Here is an 8,194-nt window from a genome sequence, read left to right as displayed (position 1 = left end):
GCACGGCTTCGGTCGACCACAGGATCAGCAGCATGAACAGCGCGCCGGTCAGCACGCGCGTGATGTCGATAGGGTAGAGCGGCGTGACCTGGAACATGGGCACTACCTGGAACGCAATGCCTATCGTCAGCAGGCCGACCCAGCCGGCCAGGCCCCACAGCACATGCAAATCGGTCAGCAGCATCAGCGGCCATGCATGTTGCCAGGCAAATGCGCTGGCCATCGAGGCGCCGAGCAAGACCGTAATGATCAGAGCCATCACAGCCAGGCGGATGGCGCCGACGGTGGCCGAGGCTGTGGATTATGCTCTGGGTTGCGACTTTTGCCGCAAGCCTATGCTGCAGACTGTGAGCAGCCACAGGAAGGCCGGCACCAGAAACAGCAGCGCCAGACGAAACAGCAAGGCGAGTGAAAACCAGAATCCGCCGGCCAGCAGCATGGTACCCAGCGCCAGCAGTGTGTGCACGACCTGGGCGGTCAGGTGCGGACGAAACAACTGGATGCCGGCCACGACCGGCAATATCTGCAACAGCGCGCCTATCATCGCCATCGTCAAAAAGCCCAGCGTCAACAGATGCGTGATCGCGAGGGTGGATGGCGTCCAGCGCGATACCAGCACTGACGGCCCCTGCCACAACAGCAGTGCCGCAGCGGCAAATAAAAAAATCGGTGCGCTGAGAAAAAATCTCAACGGCACCGATAAGGGTGGTGTCTGGTCGTAGGAGAGGGCGCGCTGAATCATGTTTTTTGCCAGATCAGGATTTCATACAGATAATCCGGTCTTTCATGCGTGCTGTATCGATATCCATTGTTATCGAGTATGCGGTAGAGCGGTCGCGGCTCGCGGTCTATCAGCATGCGCAGGCGCTGGCCTTGCGGCAGCTGCGACAGGGCTTCCAGCACACGCTCCATCGGCTCCGGCGGTTGCAGGCCGCATACATCCAGGGAAATTTCTTCATCCATGAGCGTCATACCCGGGTGAGATCGTTCGCAGTAGCGCTGGCATCTGCCGGATCGACCAGATCGACATGCTTGCTGAGCAGGATGCAATCGGCCATCAGGTACATGATGTTTTCTTCCTTCAGATTATGCTCTTGCAGCGTAGTAAGCAAGGTGTGGGCGTGATGGAGGAAGTCGCCGGCGTCGCGCTGTGCCATTGCATACGCCATGCGCACCAGTATATTGCGTATCAAGCCATGTTCCATGCGCATGATACCGGTCGGGCCGTTACGGTTGCCGGTGATTTTTTCAAAGGCCGGGAACAGCAAATTTTCTTCCATGCCGAGATGCTCTTCCAGCGCCTGCTGTAGGACCAGGAAAGCTTCTTTCGTCTGCCGCCAGTTGCCAACGCGGGCATTGTCTTCCAGTTCTGCAAAAGTGGCTTCGCAGGATTTGTGCTCTGGGTTCAGGTAAGTGCTGGTGGTATCCATGCTCGTCTTTTCTCTTCAGGTTATGAGGCATTCTCACATCGCAAGGCACTCGATATCCTTGATGTGCATTAAGGAATCCATCGCCACATGAAAGCTATATTGTTGGCAACCGGTGGCAGCGCTCCTGAAGCTCAGGCGTTGCTGCCAATTTGACATGCATGGCTGGCACTTGAACGTCTGTCGCTATCGCTTAAACCAGGGAAATCATAGTGTTACAGACTGCATTGGCACGACTCAAGCTCAAGGGGCATACGCTGCTGCCTATCGTCCAGGGCGGCATGGGCGTGGGCGTTTCGGCGCACCGGCTGGCGGGCGCGGTGGCGAAGCTGGGGGCGCTAGGCACCATTTCCAGCGTCGATCTGCGCCGCCATCACAAGGATTTGATGGCGCAAACCGGCAAGTCGCGCGACAAGGAAAAAATAGATGCAGCGAACCTGATTGCGCTGGATAGAGAAATCAAGGCGGCGCGCATCATCGCCGACGGCAAGGGCATGATCGCCGTCAATATCATGCGTGCAGTGGCGGAATATGCAGCCTGCGTGCGTCAGGCGTGCGAAAGCGGCGCCGATGCCGTGGTGGTCGGTGCGGGCTTGCCGCTGGATCTGCCGGAATTGACGGCGGAACATCCGCAAGTGGCGCTGATTCCCATCCTGTCGGATGCTCGCGGCATCGCGCTGGTGCTAAAGAAATGGATGCGCAAGCAGCGCCTGCCGGATGCCATTGTGATCGAGAATCCGCGTTATGCAGCCGGCCATCTCGGCGCGGCCGGGCTGGATAAACTCAACGATCCGCATTTTGCCTTTCCCATCGTGCTGGAAGAAACATTTGAGTTATTCAAGCAGATGGGACTGGAGCGCGAAAACATCCCGCTGATTGCCGCCGGCGGCATCAACAGCCATGAACAGGTGCGCCATTTACTTGGCCTCGGCGCCAGCGCAGTCCAGCTTGGCACGCCGTTTGCCGTGACCGAGGAGGGCGATGCCCATCCCAATTTCAAGCAAGTGCTGGTCGATGCGCGGCCGGAAGATATCGTGACCTTCATGAGCGTGGCCGGTTTGCCGGCGCGTGCGGTGAAGACGCAGTGGCTGGCCAACTATCTCGACAAGGAAGCCAAGCTGCAGCGCAAGGCCGGGCCCAAGGAATGCACGGTCGGTTTCGATTGCCTGCATCAATGCGGTTTGCGCGACGGCATCGCCAAATCCGGCCAGTTCTGCATCGATACCCAGCTGGCGTTCGCGCTCAATGGCGATGTCAAGCGCGGGCTGTTCTTCCGCGGTTCGGAAAGCCTGCCGTTTGGCAATGCGATCCGGCCCGTCAGCGAATTGATCGAGTACCTGCTCAACGGTATACGACCGGCAGGCTTGCAGGACTGCCCGGCGCCAGCCTGAGGTCGAGGCCGTACTGCCAGCTCAGAGCAACCTCAAGCAACCCCAAGCAACTCCCGTGTCTAAACCGTTTGCAGCATCAACTTAATCCACCATGAGCAATACACCGATTTCTGTCGTAACTGCGGCATCAGAGATAGAGCTGGTCTGTCCTGCCGGCAGCCTGCCTGCCTTGAAGGCTGCCGTCGACAATGGCGCCGATTGCGTCTATCTCGGCTTTCGCGATGCGACCAATGCGCGCAATTTTGCCGGCCTTAATTTCGACGATGCGGCGATAGACGAAGGCATACGCTATGCACATGCGCGCGGCCGCAAGGTGCTGCTGGCGCTCAATACCTATCCGCAGCCCTCGACCTGGCCCTTGTGGCGCAAGGCGATAGACCGTGCCGCGCAGTCCGGCATAGACGCGGTGATCCTGGCCGACCCCGGCTTGATGCGCTATGCGGTCGACAAATACCCGGACCTGCGCCTGCATCTGTCGGTGCAGGGCTCGGCCACCAATTACGAAGCGATCAATTTCTATCAACAGCATTTCGGCGTGGCGCGCGCGGTGCTGCCGCGTGTGCTGTCGCTGGCGCAGGTGGAGCAAGTCGCGAAAAAGACGTCGGTCGAGATCGAGGTCTTCGGTTTCGGCAGCCTGTGCGTGATGGTGGAAGGGCGTTGCGCGCTGTCTTCCTACGTCACCGGCGAAGCGCCGAATACGCATGGCGTGTGTTCGCCGGCCAAGGCGGTGCGCTGGCAGCAGACGCCCAAGGGGCTGGAGTCGCGCCTCAACGGCGTGTTGATCGATCTGTACCAGGATGGCGAAAACGCCAGTTATCCGACGCTGTGCAAGGGCCGGTTCGATGTCGGCGGCGAACAATACTATGCGATCGAGGAGCCGACCAGCCTGAACACGCTGGAGCTGTTGCCGCAGCTGCTGACGATGGGCGTGCGCGCGATCAAGATAGAAGGCCGGCAGCGCAGCCCCGCTTATGTGGCGCAAGTCACGCGGGTATGGCGCGCAGCGCTGGACCAGTGCCGCGACAATTTGCCGCGCTACTCGGTCAAGCCGGCGTGGATGGCTGAATTGAACAAGGTGGCAGAAGGGCAGCAGCATACGCTGGGCGCCTACCACCGTTCGTGGAAATAGGCCGGTCATGCCGACCGCACAACTTTTATTGGAGCAAGCATGCTGAAACTCGCCCTCGGTCCCATCCAGTATTACTGGCCGCGCGAGACCACCTTCAAGTTTTATGAAGCCGTCGCCCGCACGCCGGTAGATATCGTCTATCTGGGCGAGACTGTCTGCTCGCGCCGGCATGAATTGCGCCTGGCCGACTGGCTGGAAATTGCCGACCGCCTGGCCGCTGCCGGCAAGCAGCCGGTATTGTCGACGCTGGTGCTGATCGAATCCGGCCTCGACCTGACGACGCTGCGCAGGATCATAGACAACGGCCGCTATGCAGTTGAAGCCAATGACATCGGCGCGGTGCATGCGCTGGGTGGTGCGCCATTCATCGCCGGCCCGCACTTGAACATCTACAACACGCCGACGCTGGAATTGTTTGCCGGGCTGGGCGCGACGCGCTGGGTGATGCCGCTGGAAATGGGACGCGAAGGATTGGCGCAGATACTGCAGGACAAACCGGCAGGACTGGAAACGGAAGTGTTTGCCTATGGCCGCATGCCGCTGGCGTTTTCCGCCCGCTGCTTCACCGCGCGTCACCACAACCTGCCTAAGGACAATTGCCAGTTCAGCTGCATAAATGATGCAGACGGCTTGCTGCTGAAAACGCGCGAAAACAGCGACTTCCTGGTGATCAACGGCATCCAGACGCAGTCGGCCAAAGTCTGCAATCTGGTCGATGAGCTGGCGGCGATGCAGGCGATGGGAGTCAATGTCGTGCGCCTCAGTCCGCAGGCGCAGCATAATGAGCGCATCATAGAGATATTCGACCGCGTGCGGCACGGCCAGATGGGGCCGGCCGAGGCACTGGCGGCGCTGCAGGAATGGATGCCGGACCAGCCATGCAATGGCTACTGGAACGGCAAACCCGGTTTGGATCAAATTGAACAGGCGCTGCAGTTCGGCGATATCTAATGCTTTACGGCGAGAGGTTCAACAGCATCAGTCATCTGGTCGGCGCCTTGCTGGCGGCGATAGGTGCAGTGCTGTTGATCGTGCTTGCGGCGCGCGCCGGCGATCCGTGGCGCATCGTCAGCTTCAGCATCTATGGCGTGATGCTGCTGACTTTATATCTGGTTTCCACCCTCTATCACAGCGCCCATGGCCACGCCAAGGATGTGCTGCGCAAGTTCGATCATTGCGCGATCTATCTATTGATCGCCGGCAGTTACACGCCGTTTGCGCTGGTGACGCTGCGCGGTCCCTGGGGCTGGTCGCTGTTCGGCATCGTCTGGGGCCTGGCGCTGCTCGGCGTACTGCAGGAAATCTGGTTCGCGCGCGGCGCCCGCATCCTGTCACTGGTGATTTACCTGCTGATGGGATGGCTGGCGATCATCGCCATCGTGCCGCTGATAGCGGCGCTAAGCTGGGATGGCTTCATCTGGCTGGCCGCAGGCGGATTGCTGTATACCGCAGGCATCATTTTCTATGCGACTGATCACAGGGTGCGGCACGGCCATGGCGTGTGGCATTTGTTCGTGCTGGCCGGCAGCATCTGCCATTACTGTGCAGTCCTGTTTTATGTCGCATGAGTTAGCAACAAGGAAGGAATCGCAATGAATCAAACCCGTCCCACCGTACCGGCACCGCTGGCAAAAATGCTGGCGCTGTTGCCGGCCTATCCCGGCTCCCTGTTGTTTGCCGCCGGACTCAACCTGGCGCTGGCGAAACACTTGCCGGCCGATGCGCAGGCGCTGCTGGAAGGAAAAAGATTGCGCATCAGCGTGCTCGACCTGCAGCTGTGCTTCGATTTCCAGTGGCGCGCCGGCAGTTTTTCGGCTTGCCGCGACGTCGGCAATACCGCCGGCAATATCGACCTGACGCTGGGCGCCAGCGCACATGATTTCATGTTGCTGGCGCAGCGCAAGGAAGACCCGGACACGCTGTTTTTCAGCCGGCGTCTGCAGATGGAAGGCGATACCGAACTGGGCTTGCTGGTGAAGAACACGCTCGATGCAATCGATTTCCCGGTGTTCGATCCGACCCGTCTGTTGCCGGCCCGCGTGCTGGCACGCCTGAAGCCGGGCGCTGCACGTGTAGCGGATATGAATATCTGATGGATTGAAGGAGGATGTAATCATGCATGCCGATAGAAAGGCTTTACCGCTTGTATATTCCTGTTCCGGCTGTTCCAGCGCGGCGCAGATGGCCAATCATGTAGCGTTGCGACTGGACCGGCGCGGCGTGGCCGAGATGTCGTGTATTGCCGGCGTGGGCGGCGATGTGCCTTCGCTGGTGAAGCTGGCGCATTCCGGGCGCGCGATCATCGTGATCGACGGTTGCCAGCTGGCCTGTGCCAGCAAATGCCTGGAACGTCACGGCCTCGCGCCGGACCAGCATTTGCAGTTGCATGATTACGGCGTGAAAAAACGCCTGCACGAGGATTTCGATATGGCGGAGGCGGAACAGATCGCCACCCAGCTGACGAATGAATTGCTGCGTCAGCGTGTGCTGGCCAACGCGACCCACACGACGCTGACTTCAGATGACTATCATTCAGCCTGACGCAGCGTGAAGTGCGGGAACAGTGTAGCTACACGCTGCACCAGATCGGCCGCCGGATAGCCGACGGTGCTGACGGCATTGAGTTGCGCATTGCCGCAACCCTGCGCGCGGAATAACTGCAGCGCATAGTTTTGCACTCCCATGCCGGAGAGCGTATGCGCCAGCTGCAGGATGTCGTCTTCAGCCAGCAAGCTGGGATGTATCGTGGTGCGGAATTCATAGGCTATCCCGCTGGCCAGTACTGCGGCGGCACTTTGCAGTGCGTGGCGGCCGCTGTCGGGGATGCGGGTGATGCGACCGTAACTGTCGAATGGCGCCTTGATGTCCAGACCTACCCAGTCCAGCAATGGCAGGATTTCTTCCAGCCGCTTCGGATAGGCGCCGGCGCTATGCAAGCCGACATCAAAACCGAGTTCGCTTACTTCGATGATGGCGTCCTGCAAGGCCGGGTCTACCGTCGCTTCGCCGCCGCTGAACACGACCGCATCGATCAAGCCGACCCGGCGCTTGAGCAACGCCACTATCTTGTTCCAGTCCAGCGGGCTGTCTGGCGTGCGTACCTGCAGATGCGGGTTGTGGCAATAATCGCAGCCCCACGGACATCCCTGCACGAAGACCACGGCGGCCAGCTTGCCGGGATAGTCGGTGGCGGTGAACGGCGTGACGCCGCCCACCTTCAGCAAGCGCGAGGCGACATTCTCAGGCGAGACTGGCGCACTGTTCACTGAAATACTTGCGTTCATGGAATTCCCCTTTTTTGCCGGTATTGAAAGATGACATAGGGCGGTGATAGCCCATCACGCGGGTCCATATTTCGCATGGCTGGCGTTCGGCATCGGTGAGGACGATGGCTGGCCTGGCCAGAAATACCGGTTTGATCATGTCGTTCATGTTGACTCCTTGGGTTGGTAATGAAGGTGGAAAGAAAGATTAAGCATCGGCAGATTCGCGCTGCTTGCGTGCGATGATTTCGTCATCGCATTTCGGACAAAACTCATGCTTGCCGCCCAGGTAGCCGTGCTTGGGGCAAATCGAAAAAGTCGGCGTGATCGTGATGTAGGGCAGCGAAAAGCGGCTCAAGGTACGCTTGACCAGATTGCGACACGCGTCGGCATTCGACAGCGGCTCCGTCATGTACAGATGCAGCACGGTGCCGCCGGTGTACTTGCGCTGCAAATCGTCCTGTCGTTCCAGCGCCTCGAAAGGGTCGTCGGTAAAGCCGACCGGCAATTGCGAGGAGTTGGTGTAGTAAGGCATGTCGGTGGTGCCGGCTTGCAGGATGTCGTGATGACGCTTGCGGTCTTCCTTGGCGAAGCGGTAAGTCGTGCCTTCGGCCGGCGTCGCTTCAAGGTTGTACATGTGGCCGGTCTCGTCCTGGAACACCAGCATGCGGGCGCGCACATGGTCCAGCAGGCGCACCGCAAATGCATGGCCCCATTCGCTGGTGATGTCGTGTTCGTCATGCGTGAAGTTGCGGATCATTTCATTGACGCCGTTGATGCCCAGCGTCGAGAAATGATTGCGCAGTGTGCCGAGGTAGCGCTTGGTGTAGGGAAACAAGCCATTGTCCATGTGGCGCTGGATTACCTTGCGCTTGATTTCCAGGCTGGTCTTGCCGAGTTCCATCAATTCATCCAGCCGCTGCAGCAAGCCGGCTTCGTCGCCAGCGTGCAGATAGCCGAGGCGGGCGCAATTGATCGTCACCA

At 59.5% G+C, this 8,194-nt stretch carries 12 protein-coding genes and 1 pseudogene; 6 read left to right on the top strand and 7 right to left on the bottom strand.

The annotated features are described in order from the left end of the window. The 4 genes and pseudogenes from Q7T06_RS07195 to Q7T06_RS07180 form a co-directional block, all read right to left on the bottom strand. Nucleotides 1-259, bottom strand: a pseudogene (locus Q7T06_RS07195) (hypothetical protein); the annotation flags it as partial. Between the two features lie 42 nt (nt 260-301). Beyond that, nucleotides 302-742 (bottom strand): hypothetical protein, encoded by a 441-nt coding sequence (locus Q7T06_RS07190; RefSeq protein ID WP_304782601.1) that lies wholly within the window; start codon nt 740-742, stop codon nt 302-304. Continuing rightward, nucleotides 739-963, bottom strand: coding sequence for a DUF2249 domain-containing protein (locus Q7T06_RS07185; RefSeq protein WP_304782598.1), 225 nt, complete (start codon nt 961-963; stop codon nt 739-741). Before Q7T06_RS07185 ends, Q7T06_RS07190 begins: the two co-directional genes overlap by 4 nt. A 5-nt stretch (nt 964-968) precedes the next feature. After that, a complete protein-coding gene (locus Q7T06_RS07180) occupies nt 969-1,430 on the bottom strand; it encodes a hemerythrin domain-containing protein (protein WP_304782594.1) in 462 nt (153 codons plus the stop codon). 203 nt (nt 1,431-1,633) lie between these two features. On the opposite strand from Q7T06_RS07180, the gene Q7T06_RS07175 reads away from it, so the two are divergent. The 6 genes from Q7T06_RS07175 to Q7T06_RS07150 all read left to right on the top strand — a co-directional run bounded on the left by Q7T06_RS07175 (nt 1,634) and on the right by Q7T06_RS07150 (nt 6,488). Next, entirely contained in the window at nt 1,634-2,818 is a 1,185-nt protein-coding gene (locus Q7T06_RS07175; RefSeq protein ID WP_304782608.1) for a nitronate monooxygenase family protein, read from the top strand. A 91-nt stretch (nt 2,819-2,909) separates the two neighbouring features. Continuing rightward, nucleotides 2,910-3,947, top strand: coding sequence for a peptidase U32 family protein (locus Q7T06_RS07170; RefSeq protein WP_304782590.1), 1,038 nt, complete (start codon nt 2,910-2,912; stop codon nt 3,945-3,947). A 42-nt stretch (nt 3,948-3,989) separates the two neighbouring features. Beyond that, complete coding sequence (locus tag Q7T06_RS07165) at nt 3,990-4,898, top strand: U32 family peptidase (RefSeq protein WP_304782605.1); 909 nt, start codon at nt 3,990-3,992, stop codon at nt 4,896-4,898. Then, a complete protein-coding gene (locus Q7T06_RS07160) occupies nt 4,898-5,515 on the top strand; it encodes a hemolysin III family protein (RefSeq protein WP_304782587.1) in 618 nt (205 codons plus the stop codon). Before Q7T06_RS07165 ends, Q7T06_RS07160 begins: the two co-directional genes overlap by 1 nt. Nucleotides 5,516-5,539: 24 nt before the next feature. After that, the gene (locus Q7T06_RS07155; protein WP_304782584.1) at nt 5,540-6,040 is read left to right on the top strand and encodes an SCP2 domain-containing protein; all 501 of its coding nucleotides are present in this window, start codon (nt 5,540-5,542) and stop codon (nt 6,038-6,040) included. Between the two features lie 22 nt (nt 6,041-6,062). Further along, nucleotides 6,063-6,488 (top strand): putative zinc-binding protein, encoded by a 426-nt coding sequence (locus Q7T06_RS07150; RefSeq protein WP_304782581.1) that lies wholly within the window; start codon nt 6,063-6,065, stop codon nt 6,486-6,488. On the opposite strand, the gene Q7T06_RS07145 is transcribed toward Q7T06_RS07150, so the two are convergent. The 3 genes from Q7T06_RS07145 to nrdD (Q7T06_RS07135) form a co-directional block, all read right to left on the bottom strand. Continuing rightward, the gene (locus Q7T06_RS07145) at nt 6,476-7,162 is read right to left on the bottom strand and encodes an anaerobic ribonucleoside-triphosphate reductase activating protein (protein ID WP_304782603.1); all 687 of its coding nucleotides are present in this window, start codon (nt 7,160-7,162) and stop codon (nt 6,476-6,478) included. The genes Q7T06_RS07150 and Q7T06_RS07145 overlap by 13 nt on opposite strands. Nucleotides 7,163-7,187: 25 nt before the next feature. After that, on the bottom strand, nt 7,188-7,379 hold the full coding sequence (nrdD, locus tag Q7T06_RS07140; RefSeq protein ID WP_304782578.1) for an anaerobic ribonucleoside-triphosphate reductase: 192 nt from the start codon (nt 7,377-7,379) through the stop codon (nt 7,188-7,190). A gap of 39 nt (nt 7,380-7,418) precedes the next feature. Next, the coding region (nrdD, locus tag Q7T06_RS07135) for an anaerobic ribonucleoside-triphosphate reductase (RefSeq protein WP_304782576.1) at nt 7,419-8,194 on the bottom strand (776 nt) is incomplete at its 5' end.

The organism is Herminiimonas sp., assembly GCF_030645555.1.
GTDB lineage: Bacteria > Pseudomonadota > Gammaproteobacteria > Burkholderiales > Burkholderiaceae_D > Oxalicibacterium.
This window is presented reverse-complemented; position numbering and strand designations above follow the sequence as displayed.

What these genes read in the sequence shown, in the direction of transcription:
- Q7T06_RS07185 (WP_304782598.1), bottom strand. Translation starts at nt 963, where the DNA reads ATGGATGAAGAAATTTCCCTGGATGTATGCGGCCTGCAACCGCCGGAG.
- Q7T06_RS07180 (WP_304782594.1), bottom strand. Translation starts at nt 1,430, where the DNA reads ATGGATACCACCAGCACTTACCTGAACCCAGAGCACAAATCCTGCGAA.
- Q7T06_RS07170 (WP_304782590.1), top strand. Translation starts at nt 2,910, where the DNA reads ATGAGCAATACACCGATTTCTGTCGTAACTGCGGCATCAGAGATAGAG.
- nrdD (WP_304782578.1), bottom strand. Translation starts at nt 7,379, where the DNA reads ATGAACGACATGATCAAACCGGTATTTCTGGCCAGGCCAGCCATCGTC.
- Q7T06_RS07155 (WP_304782584.1), top strand. Translation starts at nt 5,540, where the DNA reads ATGAATCAAACCCGTCCCACCGTACCGGCACCGCTGGCAAAAATGCTG.
- Q7T06_RS07190 (WP_304782601.1), bottom strand. Translation starts at nt 742, where the DNA reads ATGATTCAGCGCGCCCTCTCCTACGACCAGACACCACCCTTATCGGTG.
- Q7T06_RS07160 (WP_304782587.1), top strand. Translation starts at nt 4,898, where the DNA reads ATGCTTTACGGCGAGAGGTTCAACAGCATCAGTCATCTGGTCGGCGCC.
- Q7T06_RS07150 (WP_304782581.1), top strand. Translation starts at nt 6,063, where the DNA reads ATGCATGCCGATAGAAAGGCTTTACCGCTTGTATATTCCTGTTCCGGC.